The organism is Pseudomonas sp. Pc102 (assembly GCF_018408275.1).
Classification (GTDB): Bacteria; Pseudomonadota; Gammaproteobacteria; order Pseudomonadales; family Pseudomonadaceae; genus Metapseudomonas; species Metapseudomonas tohonis.
Genome location: NZ_AP021905.1, coordinates 1,930,211 through 1,956,031, shown reverse-complemented (window position 1 = coordinate 1,956,031; position 25,821 = coordinate 1,930,211). Strand labels below are relative to the sequence as shown.

Here is a 25,821-nt window from a genome sequence, read left to right as displayed (position 1 = left end):
CTGGCAAGACTAGCTCAAGGGCCTTCAGACTTCCTTGATAACCAGCGACAAGGCTTCCTCGCAGAGCTGGTCGAGGGACATCGCCCCCTCGGGGCGGAACCAGGTGGTGGTCCAGGACAGCGCGCCGGTTAGGAAGCGCCGCAGGATGAAGGGATCGGCATTGAAGTAGCCCTGGGCCTTGGCCTCGCCCAGCACCTCGAGCCAGAGCAGCTCATAGGCATCGCGCAGCTCGAGGATGTAGCGCTGGCCCTCCTCCGACAGCGAGCGCCACTCGTAGACCAGCACCGCCATCGCCTCGCCGGTGCCGCCCATGATCGATTGCAACTCGCAGCGGATCAGCGCCAGTACCCGTTCGCGCAGGTTGGTCGCATCGGCCAGGGAGGCCTTCATCAGCGCGGTGTTGTAGAGGATGGTTTCCTCCATCACCGAACGGAGGATTTCGTCCTTGCTCTTGAAGTGATGGAAGATGCTGCCCGACTGGATACCCACGGCGCCGGCCAGGTCGCGCACCGTGGTGCGTTCATAGCCCTTGCTGCGGAACAGGTGAGCGGCGGTCTGCAGCAACTTGCCGCGGGCGCTATCGGGGTCGGTCACCTGGCCGGTGGTCACCAGTTCGCGCATAACTTCTTGGGCTTTTTGGTCGTCCAGGCTCATCTATCCCCACTACCTCGGCTGCACGGCGCTTGCCCATCCAACTTAAGAATGGGGCGCAAGTCTCTGTCTAGATTCGTGAAATCTATGCTGCACCCGCCGCCCAAGCAAGCGCTTGGGTAAAAAACTGCTCTGGCACACTTTTCAACCAAGCGCTTGCTTGGTAATGTCGCCAACACCTCCTTCGAGTGATACGGGCCCGAACAATGACTAGAACCGTACGCATCGGTTGCGCCTCCGCCTTCTGGGGCGATACCTCCACCGCAGCCGCACAACTGGTGAACGGTGCGCCGCTGGATTACCTGGTATTCGACTACCTGGCGGAGATCACCATGTCGATCCTCGCCGGCGCTCGCATGAAGAAGCCCGACGAGGGCTATGCCACCGACTTCGTCGAGGTCCTGGCGCCGCTGCTGCCGGCCATCGCCGAGAAACGCATCCGGGTGATCAGCAACGCCGGCGGGGTCAATCCCCAGGCCTGCGCCGCCGCCCTCGCCGCGGCCTGCGAAAAGGCCGGCGTGGCCCTGAAGATCGCCGTGCTGCATGGCGACAACCTGCAACCCAAGCTCCCCGCCCTGGCCAAGGCCGGCGTCACCGAGATGTTCAGCGGCGCGCCGCTGCCGCCCATGTGCGTCTCGGTCAACGCCTACCTCGGTGCGCCGGGGATCGTCGCCGCGCTGGAGCAAGGCGCCGACATCGTCATCACCGGCCGGGTGGTGGACAGCGCGGTGGTCAGTGCCGCCCTGGTGCATGAATTCAAGTGGAGCTGGAACGACTACGACCGCCTGGCCCAGGCCGCCCTCGCCGGCCACATCATCGAGTGCGGCGCCCAGTGCACCGGTGGCAACTTCACCGACTGGGAGCAGGTGCCCGACTACGAGCATATCGGCTTCCCCATCGTCGAAGTCGAGGCCGACGGCCGCTTCACCGTGACCAAGCCGGCCGGCACCGGCGGCCTGGTGACGCCCTTCACCGTCGGCGAGCAGATGCTCTACGAGATCGGCGACCCCCGCGCCTACCTGCTGCCGGACGTGGTCTGCGACTTCACCCGGGTGCGCCTGGCCCAGGTCGGCGAGCACCGCGTCAGCGTCGAGGGCGCACACGGCCTGCCGCCCACCGACCAGTACAAGGTCAGTGCCACCCACCCGGACGGCTTCCGCTGCACCGCCAGCTGCCTGATCGCCGGCATCGACGCGGTGAAGAAGGCCGACCGCGTGAGCCGCGCCATCATCGCCAAGACCGAGGAAATCTTCGCCGCACGCGGCTGGGGCCCCTACCGCGAGGTGAGCATCGAGCTGCTCGGCAGCGAGGCCACCTACGGGCCGCACGGCCAGAGGCAGGACAGCCGCGAGATCGTGGTCAAGCTGGCCGTGCGCCACGCCAAGAAGGAAGCACTGATCCTCTTCTCCCGCGAGATCGCCCAGGCCGCCACCGGCATGGCGCCGGGCCTCACCGGCATCGTCGGCGGGCGCCCGACCGTGTACCCGGTGATCCGCCTGTTCTCCTTCCTGGTGGACAAGGCCGCCTGCGACCTGGACGTGGAACTGGCCGGCGAACGCCACCCCGTGGCCCTGCCCGAGCTGGAGGCCTTCGACGCCGCCAGCCTGGCCGACGACCTCGACCCGCCCGCCCCCCAGGGCCCCGCGGATGCCAGCGTGCCGCTGGTGAAGCTGGCCGTGGCGCGCTCCGGCGACAAGGGCAACCACAGCAACATCGGCGTCATGGCGCGCCAGAGCGACTACCTGCCCTGGATCGCCGAGGCGCTGACCCCCGAGGCGGTGGTCGACTGGATGGGCCATGTGCTCGACCCGCAGATCGGCCGCGTGGCGCGCTGGTACCTGCCTGGCAGCCACAGCCTCAACTTCCTCCTGGAGAACGCCCTGGGCGGTGGTGGCGTCGCCAGCCTGCGCATCGACCCGCAAGGCAAGGCCTTCGCCCAGCAACTGCTCGAATTCCCGGTCCCGGTGCCCCGCGCCCTGGCCGACAGCCTGAAAGGATAAGCACGCGATGGCCTACGATTCCGTGTTCAAACCCGGCCTGTTCAGCGGCCAGACGATACTCGTCACCGGCGGCGGCAGCGGCATCGGCCGCTGCGTGGCCCACGAGCTCGCCCACCTGGGCGCCCACGTGGTGCTGGTGGGGCGCAAGGCGGAAAAACTCGAAGCCACCGCCGGCGAGATCATCGAGGACGGCGGCAGCGCCAGCTGGCAGGCCTGCGACATCCGCGACGAAGAAGCGGTCAAGGCCATGGTCAAGGCCGTGGTGGCCGAGCGCGGCCCCATCCACCACCTGGTCAACAACGCCGGCGGCCAGTTCCCCGCGCCGCTCATCGGCATCAACCAGAAGGGCTTCGAGACCGTGGTGCGCACCAACCTGGTGGGCGGCTTCCTGGTGGCCAAGGAGGTCTTCCTGCAGAGCATGAGCAAGACCGGCGGCAGCATCGTCAACATGCTCGCCGACATGTGGGGCGGCATGCCCGGCATGGGCCACTCCGGCGCCGCCCGCGCCGGCATGGAGAACTTCACCAAGACCGCTGCCTACGAATGGGGCCACGCCGGGGTGCGGGTCAACGCCGTGGCGCCGGGCTGGATCGCCTCCAGCGGCATGGACACCTACCCCGAATCCATGAAATCGATGATCCGCTCCCTCAAGGACCACGTCCCGCTGCAGCGCATCGGCACCGAGTCCGAGGTGGCGGCCCCCATCGTCTTCCTGCTCTCCCCCGGAGCCAACTTCATCAGCGGCAACACCATCCGCATCGACGGCGCCGCCAGCCAGGGCACCCGCGCCTGGACCCTGGGCAAGGCCCGCGCCAGCGAGTCCTACAACGGTTTCCACCGGGCCTATATGCCCGCCGTGTTCAAGGACGAGGAGTAAGCCATGGCCGTCATCCACTCCGAACTGGACACCCAGGGCGAGGAATTCGCCCGCAACCGCGAGGCCATGCTCGCCGCCATCGACAGCTTCCGCGATGTCGAGCGCAAGGTCCTGGACAAGGCCTTCGAGGCCAAGCCCAAGTTCGAGAAGCGTGGCCAGCTGCTGCCCCGCGAGCGCCTCAACCTGCTGCTGGACCCGGGCGCGCCCTTCCTCGAGCTCTCCTCGCTGGCCGGCTACAAGCTGCACGACGACAAGGACGGCACCCAGGCCGGCGGCGGCATCATCGCCGGCATCGGCTATGTGGCCGGCGTGCGCTGCCTGGTCACCGCCAGCAACAGCGCCATCAAGGGCGGCACCATCTCCCCCACCGGCCTGAAGAAGACCCTGCGCCTGCAGCAGATCGCCTTCGAGAACAAGCTGCCGGTGATCGCCCTGACCGAGAGCGGCGGCGCCAACCTCAACTACGCGGCGGACATCTTCGTCGAGGGCGCGCGCGGCTTCGCCAACCAGGCGCGCATGTCCGCCATGGGCCTGCCGCAGATCACCGTGGTGCACGGTTCCAGCACCGCCGGCGGGGCCTACCAGCCGGGGCTGTCGGACTATGTGGTGGTGGTGCGCGGCAAGGCCAAGATGTTCCTCGCCGGCCCGCCGCTGCTGAAAGCCGCCACCGGCGAGGTGGCCACGGACGAGGAGCTGGGCGGTGCCGAGATGCACGCCCAGGTCGCCGGCACCGCCGAGTACCTGGCGGAGAACGACGCCGACGCCCTGCGCATCGCCCGCGACATCCTCGCCATGCTGCCGTGGAACGCCCAGCTGCCGCCGCGCGAGCAGCACCAGTGGCGCGAGCCGCTGTACCCGGCCAGCGACCTGCTGGGCCTGGTGCCGGCCGACCCGAAGAAGCCCTACGACGTGCGCGAGATCGTCGCGCGCATCGCCGACGGCTCGGAATTCCTCGACTTCAAGAACGAGTTCGACAGCCAGACCGTCTGCGGCCACCTGCGCATCGAGGGCCAGCCCTGCGGCCTGATCGGCAACAACGGCCCGATCACCCCCCGCGGTGCAGCCAAGGCGGCGCAGTTCATCCAGCTTTGCGAGCAGAGCAACACGCCCATCCTGTTCCTGCACAACACCACCGGCTTCATGGTCGGCACCGAGTCGGAACAGCTGGGGGTGATCAAGCACGGCTCGAAGATGATCCAGGCGGTGGCCAACGCCACCGTGCCCAAGCTCACCCTGGTGGTGGGCGGCTCCTACGGCGCCGGCAACTACGCCATGTGCGGCCGCGGGCTGGACCCGCGCTTCATCTTCGCCTGGCCCAACAGCCGCACCGCCGTGATGGGCGGCGCCCAGGCCGGCAAGGTGCTGCGCATCGTCACCGAGGAGAAGCACGCCAAGGAGGGCAAGGAAGCCGACCCGAAGATGCTCGACATGCTCGAACAGGTCACCGCGCAGAAGCTCGACAGCCAGTCCACCGCGCTCTACGGCACCGCCAGCCTGTGGGACGACGGCCTGATCGACCCCCGCGACAGCCGCCAGTTGCTGGGCTACCTGCTGGACATCTGCGCGGAAGCCCAGCGGCGACCGCTGAAAGCCAACAGTTTCGGCGTCGCCCGTTTCTGAACCGAACGATCACGGTGCGCACGACGCACCCCAAGAGGAGAACGACAGGATGATCTTTACCCAGGAACACGAAGAGCTTCGCCGTACCGTCCGCAACTTCGTCGACAAGGAAATCAACCCGCACGTCGACCAGTGGGAGAAAGACGGTCGCTTCCCCATCCACGACATCTTCAGGAAGGCCGGCGAGCTGGGCCTGTTGGGCATCTCCAAGCCGGAGAAATTCGGCGGCATGGGCCTGGACTACAGCTACTCCATCGTCGCCGCCGAAGAGTTCGGCACCATCCATTGCGGCGGCATCCCCATGTCCATCGGCGTGCAGACCGACATGTGCACCCCGGCCCTGGCGCGCTTCGGCTCCGACGAGCTGCGCGAGGAGTTCCTGCGCCCGGCCATCGCCGGCGAGATGGTCGGCTGCATCGGCGTCTCCGAAGTGGGCGCCGGCTCCGACGTCGCGGGCCTCAAGACCAGCGCCCGCAAGGACGGCGACGACTACGTGATCAACGGCAGCAAGATGTGGATCACCAACTCCCCGTCCGCCGACTTCATCTGCCTGCTGGCCAACACCTCCGACGACAAGCCCCACGTCAACAAGTCGCTGATCATGGTGCCGATGAACACCCCCGGCATCAGCGTCAGCCCGCACCTGGACAAGCTCGGCATGCGCAGCTCGGAGACCGCCCAGGTGTTCTTCGACAACGTCCGCGTGCCGCAGCGCAACCGCATCGGCCACGAAGGCGCCGGCTTCATGATGCAGATGCTGCAGTTCCAGGAAGAGCGCCTGTTCGGCGCGGCCAACATGATCAAGGGCCTGGAGCACTGCATCGACGCCACCATCGAGTACTGCAAGGAGCGCAAGACCTTCGGCAACGCGCTGATCGACAACCAGGTCATCCACTTCCGCATGGCCGAGATGATGACCGAGGTGGAATGCCTGCGCGCCCTGGTCTACCAGGCCACCGAAATGTACGTGAAGGGCAAGGACGTCACCCGCCTCGCCTCCATGGCCAAGCTCAAGGCCGGGCGCCTGGGCCGCGAAGTCACCGACTCCTGCCTGCAGTACTGGGGCGGCATGGGCTTCATGTGGGACAACCACATCTCCCGCGCCTACCGCGACACGCGCCTGGTCTCCATCGGCGGCGGCGCCGACGAGATCATGCTGGGCATCATCAGCAAGCTGATGGGCATCCTGCCCGGTAAGAAGAAATGAGCCTGCCCGCCTGCGAAACCCTGCTGCTGGAGCAGGCGGGCGGCGTGCTCCACGTCACCCTCAACCGCCCGGACGCGCGCAACGCCATGAGCCTGGCCATGGTCGGCGAACTGCGCGCCGTGCTGGCCGCCGTGCGCCAGGGCGGTGACGTCCGCGCCCTGGTGCTGCGTGGCGCCGATGGGCACTTCTGCGCCGGCGGCGACATCAAGGACATGGCCTCGGCGCGCGCCGCCGGTGCCGACGCCTACCGCGAGCTGAACCGTGCCTTCGGCAGCCTGCTGGAGGAGGCCCAGGCCGCCCCGCAGGTGGTGATCGCCGTGCTGGAAGGCGCCGTGCTCGGCGGTGGCTTCGGCCTCGCCTGCATCTCCGACATCGCCATCGCCCACCAGGGCGCGCAATTCGGCCTGCCGGAAACCGGCCTGGGCATCCTGCCCGCACAGATCGCCCCCTTCGTGGTCAAGCGCATCGGCCTGACCCAGGCCCGACGCCTGGCCCTCACCGCCGCGCGCTTCGACGGCAACGAGGCGCTGCGCCTGGGCCTGGTGCACTTCGCCGAGGCCGAAGACGCCGCCGTCGACGCACGCCTCGGCGCCACCCTGGAGCAGGTGCGCCGCTGCGCCCCCGGCGCCAACGCACGGACCAAGGCACTGCTGCTGGCCACCGAGGAACGCGAGCTGGGCCCGTTGCTGGACGACGCCGCCGCCTGGTTCGCCGACGCCGTGACCGGAGCCGAAGGCGCCGAAGGGACCATGGCCTTCGTGCAGAAGCGCAAACCGACCTGGGCCCAGTGAACACCAGTGGTGGATCGATAAAGCGCGATCCACCCCATGCAACACCGTGGCACCCGCAGGTGGATGTCGCTCTTCACATCCACCGCAACACCGAACGCACACAGTCCGGGCCCCGGATGCCCTCCGGTCCCCCAGCAGGAGCACGAAGATGCCCGCATTCAACAAGATCCTGATCGCCAACCGGGGCGAGATCGCCTGCCGGGTGATGCGCACCGCGCAAGCGCTCGGCTACCGCACCGTGGCGGTGTACAGCGAAGCCGACCGCGACGCCCGCCACGTGCAGTTCGCCGACGAGGCGGTGTGCATCGGCCCGGCCCAGGTGGCGCAGTCCTACCTCAAGGTCGAGGCGATCATCGATGCCGCCCGGCGCACCGGCGCCGACGCCGTGCACCCCGGCTACGGCTTCCTTTCCGAGAACGCCGAGTTCGCCCGCGCCTGCGAGGCCGCCGGCATCGTCTTCATCGGCCCCAGCGTCGAAGCCATCCACCTGATGGGCAGCAAGCGCCTGTCGAAGATCGCCATGCTCGAGGCCGGCGTGCCCTGCATCCCCGGCTACGAGGGCGCCGAGCAGGACGACGCGACCCTCGCCCGCGAGGCCGAGCGCATCGGCTACCCGCTGATGATCAAGGCCAGCGCAGGCGGCGGCGGTCGCGGCATGCGCCTGGTGCACGAAGCCGGCGAGCTGGCCGCGCAGATCCGCACCGCGCGCTCCGAAGCGCAGAACGCCTTCGGCTCCGGCGAGCTGATCCTCGAACGCGCGGTGATCCGCCCGCGCCACGTGGAGATCCAGGTGTTCGGCGACCAGCAGGGCACTCTCCTCTACCTGGGCGAGCGCGACTGCTCGGTGCAGCGCCGCCACCAGAAGGTGGTGGAGGAAGCGCCCTGCCCGGTGATGACCCCGGAACTGCGCCGCGCCATGGGCGAGGCTGCGGTCAAGGCCGCGGCCTCGGTCAACTACACCGGCGCCGGCACCGTGGAATTCCTCCTCGACGCCGAGGGCCGCTTCTACTTCCTGGAAATGAACACCCGCCTGCAGGTGGAGCACCCGGTCACCGAGCTGGTCACCGGGCTCGACCTGGTGGCCTGGCAGATCCAGGTCGCCGCCGGCCAGCCGCTGCCGCTGGCCCAGGACGACATCCGCCTCGACGGCCACGCCATGGAGGTGCGCCTGTACGCCGAGGACCCGGCCAGTAACTTCCTCCCGCAGACCGGCGACGTGCTGCGCTGGGAGCCCGCCCTCCTGCCGGGCATCCGCATCGACCACGGCCTGGTGGAAGGCCAGGCGGTGACGCCCTTCTACGACCCCATGCTGGCCAAGGTGATCGCCTGGGGCGCCACCCGCGACGAAGCCCGGCGCAAGCTGGTACGCGCCGTCGAGGATTGCGTGCTGCTGGGCGTGAAGGGTAACCAGCGCTTCCTCGCCAACCTGCTGGCGCACCCCGAGTTCGCCGCCGGCCATGCCACCACGGCCTTCATCGGCGAGCACTTCGCCGACGACCCGAGCCTCGCCCCGCAGCCGCTGCCTGCCAGCGAGCTGGCCGCTGCGGCCGCCCTGCTCTACCAGGCCTCAGCCGAATCCTGCGCCCACCAGTCCGGCCTGGCCGGCTGGCGCAGCGCCGGCAGCGCGCCCTGGCGCTTCGTCCTGCGCCAGGGCGAGCACAAGCTGGCGGTGGAGCTGGAAGTCGAAGCCAGCGGCCCGCAACCGCGCCTGCTGGCCCGTATCGGCGAACAGGCCATCGCCCTGCACCTGCTCGCCAGCGATGGCCGCTGGGCCACCCTGGAGCTGGAGGGCGTGCGTCGCCGCCTGGCCTACCACCTGGACGGCCCGCGCCTGTGGCTGCATGGGCAACAGGGCAACGTCGAACTGCTGGACATCACCCACGAACCGGCCGGCGGCCAGGGCGGTGCCGGCTCCGGCACCGTCAAGGCCCCCATGGACGGCGCCATCGTCGATGTCCTCGTGGGCGAAGGCGATCGCGTCGCCAAGGGCCAACTGCTGGTGGTGCTGGAAGCGATGAAGATGGAACACCCGCTCAAGGCGGGGGTGGACGGCATCGTCCGCCGCGTCCAGGCCACCGCCGGCGACCAGGTCAAGAGCCGCCAGGTGTTGGTGGAAGTGGAAGAGCAGCTTGAAGCTTGAAGCCTGAAGCTGGAAGACAAGAGCAGGCTGATGCGGGCGGGCTTCTAGCTTCTAGCTTCTAGCTTCTAGCTTCCGGCTTCCGGCTTCCGGCTTCCGGCTTTCATGCCCGACAACAACAATTCAGGAGCACTGCAATGAGCCTTTCTGCCAAAACCCTGTTCATCACCGGTGCCAGCCGTGGTATCGGTCGCGAGATCGCCCTGCGCGCCGCTGCCGATGGCGCCAACATCGTCATCGCCGCCAAGAGCGCCGAGCCCCATCCCAAGCTGGCCGGGACCATCTTCAGCGTGGCCGAGGAGGTCGAGGCCGCGGGCGGCAAGGCCCTGGCCCTGCAACTGGACGTGCGTGACGAAGCCGCGGTGCGTGACGCCATGGCCCAGGCGGCCGGGCACTTCGGCGGCATCGACGCCCTGGTGAACAACGCCGGTGCCATCAAGCTAGTGGGCGTCGAGCAACTGGAGCCCAAGCGCTTCGACCTGCTGTACCAGATCAACACCCGCGCGGTGATGGTCTGCAGCCAGGCCGCCCTGCCTTACCTGAAGAAAAGCGCGGGCGGGCACATCCTCAACCTCTCCCCGCCGCTCAACCTCGCGCCCAAGTGGTTCGCCCAGCACGGCCCCTACACCGTCACCAAGTACGGCATGAGCATGCTCACCCTGGGCATGAGCGAGGAGTTCAAGAAGTACGGCATCAGCGTCAACTCACTGTGGCCGCAGACCATGATCGCCACCGCCGCCATCGAGTTCGAGCTGGGCAGCCGCGACGCCTTCAAGCGCTCGCGCACCCCGGCGATCATGGCCGACGCCGCCCACGCCATCCTCTCCAGCACCGGGCGCAGCATCACCGGCCGCCTGCTGGTGGACGAGGAGATCCTCCGCGAACAGGGCCAGACCGACTTCGAGCATTACCGCTTCGATCCCGAGGGCGGCAGCCTGGTGCCTGACCTGTTCCTCGACTGAAGCCCGGCCCACGCCAGCCCCGTGCCGGACTCCGCGCGGGGCGGGCGTCGCTATTTGCCCATCTGCCCGGCGTTCCCCGCGCCACGGTCATACCGCTTTGCCTGAGCGGCTTCTACAGTCGTGAAAGCGCCATTGCCTGCCCACAACAACGACAAAGTGCGAGAGCCATGACCCAGGCCGATCTGATTTCCCCGTTCCGCTTCCTCGCCCGCCTCCCGGGCAATCTGCCACGTGTGCCGCGCATGCTGCTGGGCCTGTACTACACCGGCATACGCAACCGCGAGAAGTCGCTGTCCCTGGGCTGGGCCCTGGAGCGTGCCGCGCAGAAATTCCCCCAGCGCCCGGCGGTGATCGACGAGACCCGGCGCCTGACCTACGCCGAATTCAACGCCTGGGCCAACCGCCTGGCGCACGCGCTCAAGTCCGAGGGCGTGTCCCACGGCAAGGTGGTGGCGGTGATGCTGGAGAACCGCATCGAGGTCCTCGCGCTGCTGGCGGCGCTGGCCAAGCTCGGCGCCATCGGCGCGCTGGTCAACACCACCCAGCGCGGCAAGGTCCTGGCCCACAGCCTGACCCTGGTGAAGGCCACCCATTACCTGGTCGGCGAGGAACTGCGCGAAGCCTTCGAGGACGTGGAGGCCGAACTGGGCAATACGGCCGGGCGTCGCTACTGGATCGACGACGCCGACACCCGTCGCGACCCGGGCCAGGCGCCGCGAGGCTGGAACAACCTGATGCGCATGGCGGGCGAGCATAGCGCCGACAATCCGGCGGAAACCGCCAAGGTGCGCCTCAAGGACCCCTGCTTCTACATCTACACCTCGGGCACCACAGGCCTGCCCAAGGCCTCGATCCTCAGCCACGGCAAGTGGATCAAGGCCTATGGCGGCTTCGGCCACTCCGGCCTGGGGCTGACGGACACCGACGTCTTCTACCTGACCCTGCCCTGCTACCACAACAACGCGGTCACCGTGAGCTGGGCCTCGGTGCTGGCCGGTGGCGCCGCCATCGCCCTGCGCCGCAAGTTCTCCGCCAGCAGCTTCTGGAAGGACGTCGCGCAGTACCAGGCCACCTGCTTCGGCTACATCGGCGAGCTGTGCCGCTACCTGCTGAACCAGCCGCCCAGCGAGGAGGAACGCAACAACACCCTCACCTGCATGATCGGCAACGGCCTGCGACCGGCCATCTGGGCCGAGTTCAAGGAGCGCTTCGGCATCGAGCGCATCACCGAGTTCTATGCCTCCAGCGAGGGCAACATCGGTTTCACCAACGTCTTCAACTTCGACAACACCGTGGGCTTCTCGCCGGCCACCTACGCCATCGTCCGCTACGACCTGGAAAACGACCGTCCGGTGCGCGACCACAAGGGCTACCTGGAGAAGGTCGGCAAGGGCGAGCCGGGCCTCCTGATCAGCGAGATCAGCGCCAAATGGCCCTTCGACGGCTACACCGACCCGGCCAAGAGCGAGTCGGTGATCCTGCGGGACGTGTTCAAGAAGGGGGATGCCTGGTTCAACACCGGCGACCTGATGCGCGACATCGGCTGCAAGCACGCCCAGTTCGTCGACCGCCTCGGCGATACCTTCCGCTGGAAGGGCGAGAACGTCTCCACCACCGAGGTGGAAAGCGTGCTGGGCGCCTTCGGCGGTGTCGAGGACGCGGTGGTCTATGGCGTGGAGATCCCCGGGACCAACGGTCGCTGCGGCATGGCCGCGCTGCGCCTGGGCAGCGGCTCGCAGCTCGACGCCCAGGCCGTGGCCGCCCACCTGGACCGTGAACTGCCGCCTTACGCGGCGCCGCTGTTCATCCGCCTGCTGGAGGAAATCGAGACCACCGGGACCTTCAAGTACAAGAAGACCGACCTCAAGAAGAATGGCTTCGACCCGAACCAGGTCAGCGAGCCGCTGTTCGTGCGCCTGCCCGGCGAAGACGCGTTCCGCCCGCTGGACAGCACCCTGCACCAGGCGATCCAGAGCGGGGAGTACCGCTTCTGAACGGCCCTTGCGCGGGGGTCCGGTTGCCAGGCCCGAGTCGTGGGAGCGAATTCATTCGCGATGGAGCATCCGACAACGCGTAGCCAGGTACCGGCGGCAAGTCTTTCGCGGCTGAAGCCGCTCCCACAGGGAGAGCCCGCCGCGAGACCGGAGATGGCCGCGTTGGGCCTCGCTGCGCTCGGCGCCAACCTACGGCACCGCGCGCAACCCGAACCACGGTGCCAACCGGTGTGTAGGGTGGATGGCGCTCTTTCCATCCACCGGCGGAGTACCCGGCGAGTGCGGTAACCCCGCTACTGCTTGAACTCGAACTGCAGTTCCGCCCCTTCCACCGAGCGCCAGTAGTCGTCTTCCTTCTCGTTGGTGAGCAGCTTGCCGTTGAGCTGGAAAGGGCCTTCGGTGGGCGCCTTCTCGGTGAACATCGGCGGCAGCAAGGGCTCTTCGGCCTTGCGCTCCTCCACGATCTCGGGCTCGAGTTTGTCCACCAGGTGCTTGGGCAGGCGCAGGTCGAGTTTGGCCTTGGGCAGTTCGGTCTTTTCCGGCTTGCGTGCATTGCCGGCTGGGCTGGTGGCCGGCTGGGCTGCCTTGGCGACGGGCTTGGCGTCCGCCTTCGGCTTGGTTTCTGGCTTGGCTGCGGGTTTAGGGTCGGGCTTGGCGGTGGACTTGGGCGCCTCGCTCGCCACCTTGGGGGGCTCGCTGGCCGGCTTGGCCGCAGGTGCCTCCTTGGCCGGGGCGGCAGGCTCGGGCTTCGCGACCTCGGTCACCGGAGGCGGGCTGGCGGGTGGTTTCTGCGGCGGCGGCGCTTCCTGCTCGCAGCCGGCGAGCAGGCCCAGGAGCAACAGCAGGTAGAAGGGAAAACGGGTCATGGGCAGTGTGCAAGGCAAGGCATGAGGGGCCATGCTCGCCCCTCGATCCCGCCCTGGCAACCCCGTAATTCGGAACTTGCCAACGCTTTACACCCCTTCCCGGCCGGTGAACACCGCCCAGATCAGCAGGCCGAAGGCCAGGGTGTGGACCAGGCTGCCGAGCAGGTTGATGGCCGCGTAGAAGTACATGGGCTCCGCATCGGGCCAGATATCGAAGGCCAGGATCGGGATCAGCGCGTGCAGGCCGATGGTCATGCCCTGCCATACCAGCAGGATCAGCATGCTGGCCAGGCACAGGCCGGCGGCGCGGGGCTGGGCACGCCAGAAGCGCGCGGCCATGGCGCAGCCGAGCAGCCAGACCACGACGAGTGGCAGCAGGCCGACGGAGCTGAGCAAAGAGAAGATGGCGGAAGGGCTGTCGGTCATGGGGCTCTCCAGGGGGCGAGGTGGGTGGAATCCAGGTGCTGCCAGAGGTCGATGCGCTCCCGCTCCGCATCGGGCAGCCAGAGGGCCCCTTCGCGGCGCAGCGGTTCCGCACGCAGCGCCAGCAGCTCATCGAGGCTGAAACGACGCGGCTCGCCGACATCGTCTTCCACCTCATGGGCGTAGGCATGGATGCGCATGCGCAGGCCCGCGCCATCGAAGCCTTCGAAGCGCGGCATAAGGCCGATGGGATCGGCGCAGCGATACAGGCGGTGTTCGTGAGTATCCAGCACCAGCAGGTGCCAGAGCGGATGGCTGCCGGCCCTTGGGTCGTGGTGCTCGCCGAAGCGGGTCAGCGCCAGGAAGCGGCCATCGGCCGACCAGATCATCGCCGGCCCCAGGTCGGCGATCGCGCAGCCGGAGGCGGTGAGCAGGCAACCGCCCATGCGGGGCTCCTGCTCACGCAGGTAGCTGTCGGCGAAGCGGCTTTCACAGCCGAACAGCCAGGCGGCATCCCCGCCGCCAGGCGCAGACAGGACGAAATCCCCCTGCGCGTTGGCAACCGGCGGGCACTCGGCCAGGCGCCAGGCCGGCAACAGGCGCAGCGCGTCGAGGTCGACTGCCACCCGCGCCACCTCGTAATAGAGGCGCTCGCCACCAGCGGCCATGAAGGTGGCGGCCCGCTGTGCGTCCGGGGCCGCCTCGGTGAAGCGCTGCAGGGGGCCGGATTCGTGCCCTTCGGGCAGGCGCCCGAGGACATGGGCGAGGCTGACGACACCCTCTTGGAAGTCATGCAGCCGGGCGATCAGCAAGGGTTGCTCCAGCACCCGCAGGCGGCGCTCGCGAATATCGGCCACCACCAGGCGATGGGGCACGGCCGGAGCCTCGGCGAACGCCACCAGGGCCAGGTAGCGGCCGCAGTCGGAAACGCGGTGGTCCAGGCACCATTCACCGTCGAGCCGCCAGTCACCGATGCGGCAGGCGAAGGCGCCCTGGCGGCCGTCCACGCCGTCGCGCAACCAGTCCAGGTGGGGCTCCACGCCATTGGCCAGGGCCTGCAGCTTCAGGCTGGCGCCAGTGCGCCCCGCGCCGTCCAGCGATACGCCGAGGCTGAGTTGCGTCAGCCGGTGCTCGCCGGCCAGGGCACGGCCCTGCTCGTCGAGGCCGGCCAGGGTCTCGCTGTCGCTGTGGATGCTGTAGAGGCCGTAACCGAAGCCAAGATGGTCGGTGCCGGCGAAGTCGAGATAGGCGGCGCGCCACAGCTGCCGCCCGTCGATACGCAGCGGTGCGCCCAGATTGAGGCGCGGCTCGCCCTCCAGCGCCTGCCAGGGCTCCTCCAGCTGACGCCAGCCGCCCCCCTCCTCCCACAACCAGCAGTCGTTGCTCCAGCCCCGCTCCAGCTCGGCGGTCGGGCGCGCACGGCACACCAGGGCACGGCCATCGTCGCGCCAGATCACCGCTTCGCCGTCCGCCAGCAGCAGGCCGCTGGGCTGATCGTCGAGCCACAGCTCGCAGGCGGGGTTGGCCAGGGGGGCGAGCGGGTTATCCAGCTCGCGCAGGCTGGCCGGCAGGTACGGCAAGCCCCGCAGGCGGTGCGCCCCGGCGGGAGCAGGAAAGTCGCGGGGGACGGGCAGGCGCTTGGCCCAGGCCGGGCTGAGCCAAAGGTCGCCGAGCGCGACGAAGTCTTCGCTCTGGGCGCTGGCCAGCAACTCATCGAGGCGCACCTCGCGGGCCTGGTTGGCCACCAGCGGGCTGTGGCGGCCACGCAGCACCTCGCCATCGAAGGCATCCAGCTCCCAGAACTGCTGGCCGTTGGCGCACTGGTACAAGCGGCGCAGCTGGCGGTCGAAGACCACCAGGCCCCATTCGCCCCGCGAGGGGATGGGCGCGGCGAGGTAACGGCCGTCACTGGAGAAGCACAGCGAGCTGCCCAGCCCCTCCAGCACCACGCCGTCGGGCAGCAGGTGGTCGCAGAAAGCGGGCCCGCCCATGGCGATTTCGCTCCAGTTGAAGCTGTGCACCGGCTGGCCCTCGGGCGTCAGCAGCGGGCCATCGCTGCCCCAGGCGTTGGCCCCCGGCGCAGGCGCGGGCTCGGCGATACCCAGGCGGCGCTCCCAGGCGGCCAGCGCGGCGAGGCCGCAGAACACCGCGACTATGCCGGCGAAGATGCCCCAGTAGCCGGGCAGAGCGCGACCGACGCCAATGCCCAGCCCGATCATGGCGCAGGACAGTTGTGGGTTGAGGCGCCGCGCCAGGGTCATGCGGCCCAGGCGCGCGGCGAGGCCCACGACCAGGGCGAACAGCGCCACCAGGGCGGCCGACAACGGCAGGGGCAGCCAGGCGCAGATGACGATGGGCAGGAGGGTCAGCGCCAGCTGCACCAACAGCTCCAGCAGCAGGCGGCCGAAGCTTTTGTCGTCAGGCTCGGTGGATGGGATGGACAATCGCGCGCTCCTTGCGCCGCTCGCGGCCCCGGCGGTTCAACACCGCCGGGGCCGGATCAGCGGCGTTTCCCGAGCCGATCCAGCTCGGCCTCGATATCCAGTTGCGGGTTGGCTTCACGCAGACGCGCCAGCAGCGCGTCTGCGGCCTGGGTATCGCCCTTCTCGCGCAGTTGCAGCAGCTCTTCGAGTTGCTCCACCAGGGTGGCTTCCTTGGCCTTGCCCGGTGCCATGCGCGGCTTGGCGGCCAGGGCGGAGGCTTCGGCCTTCATGGTTTCGACGGCCTGCTCGCGCACTTCGGCCTGGTCGGACAGGGCATCCACCGGAGCCTGGCGCTCGGCCTCTCCAGCCAGGCGCGAGGCCGCCATCTTCTTCGCCTCGCGGGCCATCTGCGGTGCCTCGGCCTGCGCCGGAGCGTCGTAGGCCTGGATGGAGGGCTCCGGGGCACTCTCCATGCTCCCGGCCACGGCGGTGTCGCCGGCCGCGACGCTGGAGCGGGCGATCGGTGCAGCAGCGGGCGCGGCAGGCACGATGGGCGCCGGCATCATCATCGCCGCCGGGGCCGGGGCGCTGTTGCCGTAGTCGAGGTCAGGGCGGTCGAGGTTGCGCCAGGTGAGGCTGACACCGATGCCCAGGCAGGCCAGGCCAGCGAAGGCCACCGACCAGCGCTGGCGACCACCGGGGCCGAACAGCCAGGCGTGAAGGCGCTCAGCCAGGCTCGGCGTGGCGGGACGCACGGCGGCACGCGCCGCGGCGAGGATGCGCGCATCCAGTTCGGCGGACGGTTCGCCCCCTTCATGGGCACGGAAGTGGGCGAGCATCTGCTGCTCCAGCCCGTCCGGCTTGCGTGGGTCCTGGTTCATGTGGATACCTCCTCGGTGGCGGCCGGATCGGCCAGCAACCGACGTAGCTTCTGCAACGCGTAGCGCAGGCGGCTCTTCACCGTCTCGGCGGGCGTGCGGGTCATCTCGGCGATCTCGTGCAGTTCGAGGTCGCCATGGGCGCGCAGCAGGAACACCTCGCGCTGCTCGCCGGGCAATTCCTCCAGCGCGGCCTGCAGGCGCTGGCGATCACGGCTGAGGCTCAGCTGCTCCTCCGGGTCGTCGCTGCTCCCCGGCAGGGCATCGCCGTGCAGCTGCTCGTCGAACGCCTCGACGCGGCCATGGAGCCGCCCGTGCTTGCGCCAATGATCGATCAGGCGGTTGCGGGCGATCTGGTAGAGCCAGGTCTTGAACGCCACCTGCTCGCGCTGCTCGGTGGCGCTGCGGATCAGGTTCAGCCAGGTTTCCTGGAAGATCTCCTCGGCCAGGCCGGCGTCGCCGCACAGCCCGCAGAGAAAACGGTAGAGGCCGAGGCGATGGCGTGCATAGAGCACGCCAAAGGCCTCGGCATCGCCGTGTCGGTAGCGCCGCAGCAGCGCGGCGTCGTCATCCGTGATGGGTTCGCTCAAGTCACTCGATCCGTGCCTGTGAAGGAGTTGGATTTTGCAGGCTTTGTGCGAGTTCGACCAGTTGCACGAATTCGCCGCGCAAGCCGAAGCGATCGTCGCCACGGGCGCCACGGGCCAGCGCCAGGGTGTCGTTGAAGCCGAAGCTGCCGGTGTACTGCCCGCCCTTGAGCTGCTGGGCGAAGGCGGCCACGGCGGCGGCGAAGCGCAGGTCTTCGCTGGCCCCGGCGATCGCGGGCACCTCGGCGGCGGCGATGGGACGCTCCAGCAGCTTGCTCTGCTCGCTGCCCGGCGCCTTGTAGCGGATGCGCAGCCAGGCCAGCTCGGAAGACTTGCCATCGGCCTTCTGCGCCTGCTGGTAGCGCAGCGGCTCCAGCCAGCCCTTGCCGCCGGCCGGGACGATCTCGTAGAGCGCGGTGACGGTGTGGCCCGCGCCGATCTCGCCGGCATCGACCTTGTCGTTGCTGAAGTCTTCGCGCTTGAGGGCGCGGTTCTCGTAGCCCAGCAGACGGTATTCGCTGACCTGGGCGGGGTTGAATTCGACCTGCAGCTTGACGTCCTTGGCCACCACCTTGAGGGTCGAGCTGAGCTGGTCCACCAGCACCTTGCGCGCCTCACGCAGGCTGTCGATGTAGGCGTAGTTGCCGTCGCCGGCATCGGCCAGTTGCTCCATCAGCTGTTCGTTGTAGTTGTCGGTGCCGAAGCCCAGGGTGGTCAGCGAGACCCCGCCCTTGCGCTTCTCGGCGGCCAGTTGCTTGAGGCTTTCGAAGTCGCTGATGCCGACGTTGAAGTCGCCGTCGGTGGCCAGGAGGATGCGGTTGATGCCGTTCTTCACCAGGCCCTTCTGCGCTTGGGCATAGGCCATCTGGATGCCGGACTCGCCTGCGGTGGAGCCGCCGGCGGCGAGCTGGTCGATGGCGGCGCGGATCTTCGCCTTCTCGCTGCCCGACGTGGATTCGAGCACCACGCGGGCCTCCCCGGCGTAGGTGACGAGGGAGACGCGGTCCTCGGCGCGCAGCTGGTCCACTAGCAGCTTGAGGGTGCCCTGCACCATGGGCAGGCCGTCACGGCGGTCCATGGAGCCGGAGACGTCGACCAGGAACACCAGGTTGGCCGGCGGCAACTGCTCGACCTGGGTGTCGGAGGCCTTGATGGCAATGCGCAGCAGGCGCGCCTCGGGGTTCCAGGGCGAACGCGCCAGCTCGGTGCCGATGCCGAAGGGCACGTCGCCCTGGGGCAGCGGGTAGGCGTAGGGGAAGTAGTTGACCAGCTCTTCCAGGCGCACCGCGTCCTTGGGCGGCAGCTGGCCGCCATTGAGGAAGCGCCGGACGTTGGCGTAGCCGCCGGTGTCGACGTCGATGCTGAAGGTGGAGACCGGGTCGCTGGCCACGGCATGGATGGGGTTGTCGGCGAGATGCGCGTATTGCTCGCGGCCCTCGTCGCGGTAGCCGGCGGCCAGGGCGTCGCTGAGCGGTGCGGCGGCCACGGGCATGGCCATCGAACCCGCCACCGCGATGGGGGCCGCGCGCTTGGCCATCGGCGCCGGGGCATAGGCGGCATTCGGCTCGGCGGCGGGCTTGGCCAGTTCCTGCTGGCGCGCGTCGTCGTTGGCGCTCACCGAACCGCTGACCTCGGCTTCGGCCTTGGTCTCGCTTGCACCGGGCGTGGTGCCGGATTCATGCCCCTGGCAGGCGGCCAGGGCGAGCAGCAGGCCGGCGGCGAAACCGGCGGCGAGGGGTTGGCGGAGCAGTGTGGCGGGGGTGGTCATGGCGGGTCTCCTGGGGACGGAATGTCCATACGCACCAGTAGACGGGGGCGGCGATCAGGTCGGGTTAAAGGGTGATGAAATTATTTTCGGGCTGGGCGTGGAGCAATAGGGGCACCGGGCTTCAGCCCGGCGCGCCTGGTGTCAGAAGAAGCTGCCGGCTTCCTGGCACAGCTGCTTGGCGAGCATGCCGAGGGTCATGATCGCGCGCTCCGCCTCGCGGTTCCACGGGATGCCGCAGTTGAGCCGCACGCAGTGGTTGAACTGCTCGGTGTTACTGAAGATGAGCCCCGGCGCGATGCTGATGCCCTGCTGCAAGGCGCGCACGTGCAGGTCCTTGGTGTTGACCTTGGCGGGCAGGCTGATCCACAGGATGAAGCCGCCGTTGGGCCGGCTCATCTGCGTGCCTTCGGGGAAGTACTGCTGCACACCCAGCTGGAAGGCGGTGAGGTTCTTGCGGTACTCCTGGCGGATGTAGCGCAGGTGCCGGTCGTAGCCCCCGTTCTCCAGGTAGGCGGCGACGCCCATCTGGGTGACGCTGCAGGCGGAATGGGTGCTGAAGGTCTGCAGGCGCTGGATCTCGTCCTGGTACTTGCCGGCGATGATCCAGCCGATGCGCACGCCCGGCGACAGCGTCTTGGAGAAGCTGGAGCAGTACACCACGCGCCCTTCGCGGTCGTGGGCCTTGAGCGCCTTGGAGGGGCCCTGCTCGAACATCAGCTCACCGTAGATATCGTCCTCGATGATCTGGATGTCGAAGTCCGACGCCAGGCGCAGCAGCTGCTTCTGGCGCTCCTCGGGGATGGTGCCGCCCAGGGGATTGCTCAGGCGTGAGGTGAGCACCAGCGCCTTGATCGGCCACTGGTTGGCGGCCAGCTGCAGGGCCTCGAGGCTGATGCCGGTGGTGGGGTCGCTGGGGATCTCGATGACCTTGAGGCCGAGCAGGTCCGCCAGTTGCAGCAGGCCGTAGTAGGTGGGCGACTCGGCGGCGATCAGGTCGCCGGGACGGGTCAGCACGCGCAGGCTCATCTGCAGCGCATCGACGCAGCCATGGGTGATCACCACGTCGGTGGGGTTGACCACCACGCCGGCGTCGCGCATGCGGATCGCCACCTGGCGGCGCAGCGGCTCGAAGCCGGGGCTGAACATGTAGCTGAAGGCGCGCGGGCTGTGGAAGCGTGTGACCTTGGCCAGTTGCTGGTGCAGCGCGCGGACCGGGAGGTAGTCCACATGGGGCACGGCGGCGCCCAGGGGGAAGACGCCTTCGCGGCGGGACTCGGTGAGCACCTGGTTGATGATGCTCGCGCGGGTGACCAGGCCGGGGCGCTCGACACGGGCGATGTCCGGGGTGGACGCGGTCAGGGCCGGGGTCTGGTGCACGTAGAAGCCGGATTGCGGCCGCGCGCGGATCAGGCCCTGGTCCTCCAGGTTGGCGTAGGCCTGCAGCACGGTGGCATGGCTGACATTGAGCTGCGAACTCATCTTGCGGACCGAGGGCACGCGCTCGCCAGGCTGGTAAACGCCGCGACGGATGTCTTCGGCCAGTTGCTGGGCGATACGTTGATAGAGCAACAGATTGGTCATGGCGGCGGCACCTGGTTCACTGGACCGAAACAGTACCCGAGCAGTAACAAATTGCACCGGTACAGAGCGTGGAATTGTGGGCCATACAGTGCGCTTTCGCCAGTGACTGTATCGTTTCACTCCGACGGGCCCACCGCTTCCGGCGCAGCTGTACGGGCAATAAAAAACCCCGGGGGCCGAAGCCGCCGGGGTCTTTCGAACGCTTGCCGTCAGCGGCGCTCGCCGAGCTTGCCCTTCTCGTCGGAGAACACGATCTCGACGCGGCGGTTCTGCGCCCGCCCGTGGGAGGAGGCGTTCTCGGCTACGGGGAAGGCTTCGCCGTAGCCCACCACTTCCATGCGCTTGGCATCGATGCCGAGGTCGCCGAGCACGTCGGCCACCGCCTGCGCACGATCGCGAGACAGGACGAGGTTCTCTTCTCGGGCACCGCTGCTGTCGGTGTAGCCCTCGATGCGCACGACGCGGCGCGGGTTGATCTGGAGGAACTGCACCAGCTTGAGCAGCGTGCGGTTGGCCGAGGCCTTGAGTTCCGCACGCCCGGTGTCGAACAGCACGTCGCCCAGGGTCATCACCAGGCCGCGGTCGGTCTCGGTGGCGGCGAGGCTGACCATCTGTTCTTCCATCCAGTCGCCCTGCTGCTGGACGCTGAGCAGCTTGGCTTCGCGCAGGGCCAGTTGCAGGCGTTCCTGGTCCACCTGCAGCTTGGCGGCACGCTCCTGGTTGAGGTTGAGCTCGCTGTGCTGGCTGGCGATCTCGCTGTAGCGCTGGCTGAGGTAGGCGTAGTGCTCGACATCCTGGTCATTGCCCAGGTAGTTGGACAGGCGCTCGGCGCGGGCCAGGGATTCGCCGGCGCGGATCACGTCCTTCGGCGCGCTGCGCAGCACGTCCGGGTCTTCCTTCACCTGCTGGAAGCGGGCACGCGCGGCCTCCAGGCTGTCTTCGGCGCGCTGCGGGCTGGCACAGCCGGCCAACAGGCCAAGGCCCAGCAGGAGGCCGCCGAGGGCGATGCGATGGCTCATTGCAATTCCCCAGTTGCTTGCGCAGGCGATTGATGCGGGCACTGAGGTCGGCCAACTGGGCCTTGCTCTTCTCGGTCAGCACCTTGGACTCGGCCAGGCGCGCATCCAGTTCGGCCTGCTCGGCGAAGATGCGGGCACGCTTGTAGTCCTGCTCGCCCATGTTCTTCTGCGCGCGGGCGAGTTTCTCTTCGGCCAGCTTCATGTCGGGGCTCTGCTCGGCGCTCGCACCCACGGCACGGGCCTGGGCCACGGCCTGCTCGGTGAGGCGGAGCTGCTCCACGGGAGCGGGGTCGTTGGCACAGCCGGCCAGGGCGAGGACGGCCAGGCCGAGGGCCAGAATGCGTTGTTCGATCACGAGGGATTCCTAGGGTTTCGGGGCGCTGGCCGGCTGCAACTGCTGGGCCTTCCAACGCTCGAGATTGCGCTGCAAGAGGACTTGCGGCACACCTGCGGCGGTCAATTCTGTCATTTTTTTCGCGAGTTGTCCGCGCAGCCAGGGATCGTTGCAGGCCGAATTGTGGGACAGGGTCAGGTACAGGCCCTCGCTGGAGATCGGCGGTTCCAGCGCCTCGAGATCATCCGCCATGCCCAGGGTGTCGGCCAGGGCGAGGCCCGGGTAATGCTCGTAGAGCACGTACTCGGTGCGCTCCAGCACGAGCTTCTGGTAGGCCTGGGTCAGGCTCGGGACCTCTTCGAGGGTCAGGTTCGCCTTGGCGAAGGCGTCGAAGGCCTGGCCGAAGCTGTTGTTCACCAGGGTGCCGCCGGTATGGCCGAGCAGGTCCTGCCACTGGGCGTAGGGGAAGCCGTGGCCGCGCTTGACCCACACGACGCTGGGCGTGTCGAGGAAGGCCGGGTGGATGTAGTCCATGGTCTCCAGGCGCGGCAGGGTGAGGAAGGCGCCGGCGATCAGGTCCACGCGACCGGTGCGTACCTCATCCTGGGCGCGGGACCAGGGGCCGGTATAGAGGATGTCGATCTTCAACCCGAGTTCGTCGCCCAGGCGCTTGAGCAGATCGGCGTTGGCACCGACCAGCAGCTTGGGGTTCTGCGGGTCGCGCCACAGGTAGGGCGGATATTCGGGGTTGCCCGTGGCGACCAGGCGCTCGCACTTGCCAGCCGCATGACCCAGCCCCGGCAGCGTGGCCAGGACCAGCAACAACGGAGCGATGAAGGGGCGTATGTGCATCAGGGACTTCCTGGACCGGACCTTGGTTTGGGCGATGCAGCCACTGCGCTGCATCGCTCTAGCGTCATGCTAGCTTAGGCGAACTGCAATAATTTTTTGCGATAAGGACGCGCCATGAAAAAACTGCTTGTCGGACTTGTGACGGTGCTGGCAGCCCTGGCTGCCACCCTGTACTTCTCCCCCGCCGCCCTGATGACCACGGCACGTTTCGTGGAGTGCCAGTTGGCGGGGCTGTCCACCCGCAACGTGACGGTCGGCGACCTGGATATCGCCTACTACGAGGGTGGCCCGGCCAGCGGCGAAACCATCGTCATGGTCCACGGTTTCGGGGCCAACAAGGACAACTGGCTGCGCATGGCGCGACACTTCACCGAGCGCTACCACGTGATCGTCCCGGACCTTCCGGGCTTCGGCGACAGCAGCCGCCCGGCCGGCAGCTACGACGTCGGCACCCAGGCCGAGCGCCTGGCCTCCTTCATCGCCACGCTGGGCGCGGGCAAGGTGCACCTGGTGGGCAATTCCATGGGCGGGCACATCGTCGCCCTCTACGCCGCGCGTTATCCACAGCAGGTGCGCTCGCTGGCGCTGTTCGACAACGCCGGGATCACCGCCCCGCACAAGAGCGAGCTGTACGAGCGTCTGGAACGCGGCGATGCCAACCCGCTGGTGGTGGCCTCGGTCGCGGACTACGACCCGTTGATGGATTTCGTCTTCGTCGAGAAACCGGCGATCCCCGGCTCCCTCAAGCGCTATCTCGCCGAGCAGGCGGTGGCCAACCGCGAACATTACGATCAGGTGTTCCAGCATCTGGTGCAGCGCTACGTGCCGCTGGAACCGGAGCTTCCGAAGATCACCGCCCCTACCCTGCTGCTCTGGGGCGACCGCGACCGCGTCCTGGATGTCTCCAGCATCGAGGTGATGAAGCCATTGCTGGCCAAGCCCAGCGTGGTGGTGATGAAGGACTGCGGCCACGTGCCGATGATCGAACGCCCCGCCGAAACAGCCTCGCACTACAAGGCCTTCCTCGATTCGCAGTGATTCCCCGGGCAACAAAAAACCCGCTCGATGAGCGGGTTTTTCGTGGGTGCGGAAAGCTGGATCAGACCAGTTTTTCCAGCTCCGGTACGGCTTCGAACAGGTCAGCCACCAGGCCGTAGTCAGCCACCTGGAAGATCGGGGCTTCTTCGTCCTTGTTGATGGCGACGATGACCTTGGAGTCCTTCATGCCCGCCAGGTGCTGGATGGCACCGGAGATGCCGACCGCGATGTACAGCTGCGGAGCGACGATCTTGCCGGTCTGGCCGACCTGCATGTCGTTCGGCACGAAACCGGCGTCGACGGCAGCGCGGGAAGCGCCGACGGCAGCGCCCAGCTTGTCGGCCAGCGCGTACAGGTGCTTGAAGTTGTCGCCGTTCTGCATGCCGCGGCCGCCGGAAACGACGATCTTGGCTGCGGTCAGTTCCGGACGGTCGGACTTGGCCAGTTCCTCGCCAACGAAGGCGGACTTGCCGGCGTCGCTACCGGCGCCGACGGCTTCGATGGCAGCGGAACCGCCTTCGGCGGCAACGGCGTCGAAACCGGTGGTGCGCACGGTGATGACCTTGACCGAAGCCGAGGACTGCACGGTGGCGATGGCGTTACCGGCGTAGATCGGGCGCTTGAAGGTATCGGCGCTTTCGACCGCGATGATCTCGGAGATCTGGTCGACGTCCAGCTGGGCGGCGACGCGCGGCAGGAAGTTCTTACCGTTGGTGGTGGCGGGAGCCAGGATGTGGCTGTAGCCCTTGCCCAGCTCGGCGATCAGCGGCGCGACGTTTTCCGGCAGCTGATGAGCGAAGGCGGCGTTGTCGGCAACCAGGACCTTGGAAACGCCAGCGACCTTGGCGGCGGCTTCGGCAGCGGCGCCGACACCGGCACCAGCGACCAGGACGTGGATGTCGCCACCGATCTTCTGGGCAGCGGCAACGGTGTTCAGCGTGGCAGCGGCCAGGGCGGCATTGGTGTGTTCAGCGATAACCAGGATAGTCATTTAGATTACCTTCGCCTCGTTCTTCAGTTTCTCGACCAGTTCAGCCACGGACTTGACCTTGATGCCGGCGCTGCGGGCAGCAGGCGCTTCGACTTTCAGGGTCTTGACGGTGGAAGCGGTGGAAACACCCAGGGCGTCCGGGGTGACGGTGTCCAGAGGCTTCTTCTTGGCTTTCATGATGTTCGGCAGCGACGCGTAGCGCGGCTCGTTCAGGCGCAGGTCGGTGGTGACGATAGCCGGCAGGTTCAGGGCTACGGTCTGCAGGCCGCCGTCGATCTCGCGGGTGACGTTGACCTTGTCGCCGGCGACTTCGACCTTGGAGGCGAAGGTGCCCTGGGCGTAGCCGGTGAGGGCACCCAGCATCTGGCCGGTCTGGTTGTTGTCGCTGTCGATGGCCTGCTTGCCAAGGATCACCAGCTGGGGCTGTTCCTTGTCGACGACGGCCTTCAGCAGCTTGGCGACGGCCAGGGAGCTGAGCTCTTCGGCGCTTTCGACCAGGATGGCGCGGTCAGCACCGAGGGCCAGGGCGGTACGCAGCTGCTCTTGAGCAGTGGCCGGGCCAATGGTGACGACGACGATTTCACTCGCCACGCCTTTTTCCTTCAGACGGACGGCTTCTTCCACGGCGATTTCGCAGAAGGGGTTCATCGACATCTTGACGTTGGCGAGGTCGACGCCGGAGTTGTCCGCCTTGACGCGAACCTTGACGTTGTAGTCGACCACTCGTTTGACAGCTACAAGAACCTTCATGGATTCCTCGTTACTCTCCGGTGAATAAGAATGTCGCCAAGGACGAGCCTCTGGCGGGTGATGCTCGTCGGC

Annotated in this window: 21 protein-coding genes and 1 pseudogene; 9 read left to right on the top strand and 13 right to left on the bottom strand. The window is 67.9% G+C overall.

Going from position 1 to position 25,821, the window contains the following annotated elements:
- Positions 1-24: 24 nt before the first annotated feature.
- Entirely contained in the window at positions 25-648 is a 624-nt protein-coding gene (locus PHLH3_RS09145; RefSeq protein ID WP_213630491.1) for a TetR/AcrR family transcriptional regulator, read from the bottom strand.
- A 209-nt stretch (positions 649-857) separates the two neighbouring features.
- On the opposite strand from PHLH3_RS09145, the gene PHLH3_RS09140 reads away from it, so the two are divergent.
- From PHLH3_RS09140 to PHLH3_RS09105, 8 genes are all read left to right on the top strand, one after another.
- Positions 858-2,651 (top strand): acyclic terpene utilization AtuA family protein, encoded by a 1,794-nt coding sequence (locus PHLH3_RS09140; protein ID WP_213628973.1) that lies wholly within the window; start codon positions 858-860, stop codon positions 2,649-2,651.
- 7 nt (positions 2,652-2,658) lie between these two features.
- Positions 2,659-3,528 carry an SDR family oxidoreductase gene (locus tag PHLH3_RS09135; RefSeq protein WP_213628972.1) on the top strand — a complete coding sequence of 290 codons (870 nt, stop codon included), beginning with the start codon at positions 2,659-2,661 and terminating at the stop codon, positions 3,526-3,528.
- Positions 3,529-3,531: 3 nt separating this feature from the next.
- Positions 3,532-5,148, top strand: coding sequence for a geranyl-CoA carboxylase subunit beta (atuC, locus tag PHLH3_RS09130; RefSeq protein WP_213628971.1), 1,617 nt, complete (start codon positions 3,532-3,534; stop codon positions 5,146-5,148).
- A gap of 49 nt (positions 5,149-5,197) precedes the next feature.
- Entirely contained in the window at positions 5,198-6,355 is a 1,158-nt protein-coding gene (gene atuD, locus PHLH3_RS09125; protein ID WP_173173897.1) for a citronellyl-CoA dehydrogenase, read from the top strand.
- Positions 6,352-7,146, top strand: coding sequence for an isohexenylglutaconyl-CoA hydratase (gene atuE / locus PHLH3_RS09120; RefSeq protein ID WP_213628970.1), 795 nt, complete (start codon positions 6,352-6,354; stop codon positions 7,144-7,146). The genes atuD and atuE overlap by 4 nt, the downstream gene beginning before the upstream one ends.
- A 148-nt stretch (positions 7,147-7,294) precedes the next feature.
- On the top strand, positions 7,295-9,286 hold the full coding sequence (gene atuF / locus PHLH3_RS09115) for a geranyl-CoA carboxylase subunit apha (protein WP_213628969.1): 1,992 nt from the start codon (positions 7,295-7,297) through the stop codon (positions 9,284-9,286).
- A gap of 134 nt (positions 9,287-9,420) precedes the next feature.
- Positions 9,421-10,245, top strand: coding sequence for an NAD(P)-dependent oxidoreductase (locus tag PHLH3_RS09110; protein WP_173173891.1), 825 nt, complete (start codon positions 9,421-9,423; stop codon positions 10,243-10,245).
- Positions 10,246-10,412: 167 nt separating this feature from the next.
- Positions 10,413-12,239, top strand: a complete 1,827-nt coding sequence (locus PHLH3_RS09105) for a long-chain-acyl-CoA synthetase (protein WP_173173889.1) — start codon at positions 10,413-10,415, stop codon at positions 12,237-12,239.
- Positions 12,240-12,532: 293 nt separating this feature from the next.
- Here PHLH3_RS09105 and PHLH3_RS09100 read toward each other — a convergent pair whose 3' ends face one another.
- The 10 genes and pseudogenes from PHLH3_RS09100 to PHLH3_RS09055 all read right to left on the bottom strand — a co-directional run bounded on the left by PHLH3_RS09100 (position 12,533) and on the right by PHLH3_RS09055 (position 22,970).
- On the bottom strand, positions 12,533-13,105 hold the full coding sequence (locus PHLH3_RS09100) for a hypothetical protein (RefSeq protein WP_213628968.1): 573 nt from the start codon (positions 13,103-13,105) through the stop codon (positions 12,533-12,535).
- Between the two features lie 87 nt (positions 13,106-13,192).
- Entirely contained in the window at positions 13,193-13,531 is a 339-nt protein-coding gene (locus PHLH3_RS09095) for a hypothetical protein (RefSeq protein WP_213628967.1), read from the bottom strand.
- Entirely contained in the window at positions 13,528-15,972 is a 2,445-nt protein-coding gene (locus PHLH3_RS09090) for a hypothetical protein (RefSeq protein WP_213628966.1), read from the bottom strand. Before PHLH3_RS09090 ends, PHLH3_RS09095 begins: the two co-directional genes overlap by 4 nt.
- Before the next feature lie 56 nt (positions 15,973-16,028).
- A complete protein-coding gene (locus PHLH3_RS09085; RefSeq protein WP_213628965.1) occupies positions 16,029-16,832 on the bottom strand; it encodes a hypothetical protein in 804 nt (267 codons plus the stop codon).
- Positions 16,829-17,419, bottom strand: a complete 591-nt coding sequence (locus PHLH3_RS09080) for an RNA polymerase sigma factor (protein ID WP_213628964.1) — start codon at positions 17,417-17,419, stop codon at positions 16,829-16,831. The genes PHLH3_RS09085 and PHLH3_RS09080 overlap by 4 nt, the downstream gene beginning before the upstream one ends.
- A gap of 1 nt (position 17,420) precedes the next feature.
- Positions 17,421-19,184, bottom strand: coding sequence for a VWA domain-containing protein (locus tag PHLH3_RS09075; RefSeq protein ID WP_213628963.1), 1,764 nt, complete (start codon positions 19,182-19,184; stop codon positions 17,421-17,423).
- 141 nt (positions 19,185-19,325) lie between these two features.
- Positions 19,326-20,765, bottom strand: a complete 1,440-nt coding sequence (locus tag PHLH3_RS09070) for a PLP-dependent aminotransferase family protein (protein WP_111262401.1) — start codon at positions 20,763-20,765, stop codon at positions 19,326-19,328.
- Positions 20,766-20,974: 209 nt separating this feature from the next.
- The gene (locus PHLH3_RS09065) at positions 20,975-21,784 is read right to left on the bottom strand and encodes an OmpA family protein (protein WP_213628962.1); all 810 of its coding nucleotides are present in this window, start codon (positions 21,782-21,784) and stop codon (positions 20,975-20,977) included.
- Between the two features lie 4 nt (positions 21,785-21,788).
- A pseudogene (locus tag PHLH3_RS09060) lies at positions 21,789-22,109 on the bottom strand (DUF4398 domain-containing protein); the annotation flags it as partial.
- Between the two features lie 39 nt (positions 22,110-22,148).
- Positions 22,149-22,970: a transporter substrate-binding domain-containing protein gene (locus PHLH3_RS09055; protein WP_213628961.1), complete on the bottom strand. Its 822-nt coding sequence runs from the start codon at positions 22,968-22,970 to the stop codon at positions 22,149-22,151.
- Positions 22,971-23,084: 114 nt separating this feature from the next.
- Here PHLH3_RS09055 and PHLH3_RS09050 point away from each other — a divergent pair, with 114 nt between their 5' ends.
- Positions 23,085-24,008 carry an alpha/beta hydrolase gene (locus PHLH3_RS09050; RefSeq protein ID WP_213628960.1) on the top strand — a complete coding sequence of 308 codons (924 nt, stop codon included), beginning with the start codon at positions 23,085-23,087 and terminating at the stop codon, positions 24,006-24,008.
- Between the two features lie 61 nt (positions 24,009-24,069).
- Here the strand turns inward: PHLH3_RS09050 and PHLH3_RS09045 are convergent, their stop codons facing one another.
- Entirely contained in the window at positions 24,070-24,999 is a 930-nt protein-coding gene (locus PHLH3_RS09045) for an FAD-binding protein (protein WP_111262405.1), read from the bottom strand.
- Positions 25,000-25,749, bottom strand: a complete 750-nt coding sequence (locus PHLH3_RS09040) for an electron transfer flavoprotein subunit beta/FixA family protein (protein WP_111262406.1) — start codon at positions 25,747-25,749, stop codon at positions 25,000-25,002.
- Between the last annotated feature and the right edge of the window lie 72 nt (positions 25,750-25,821).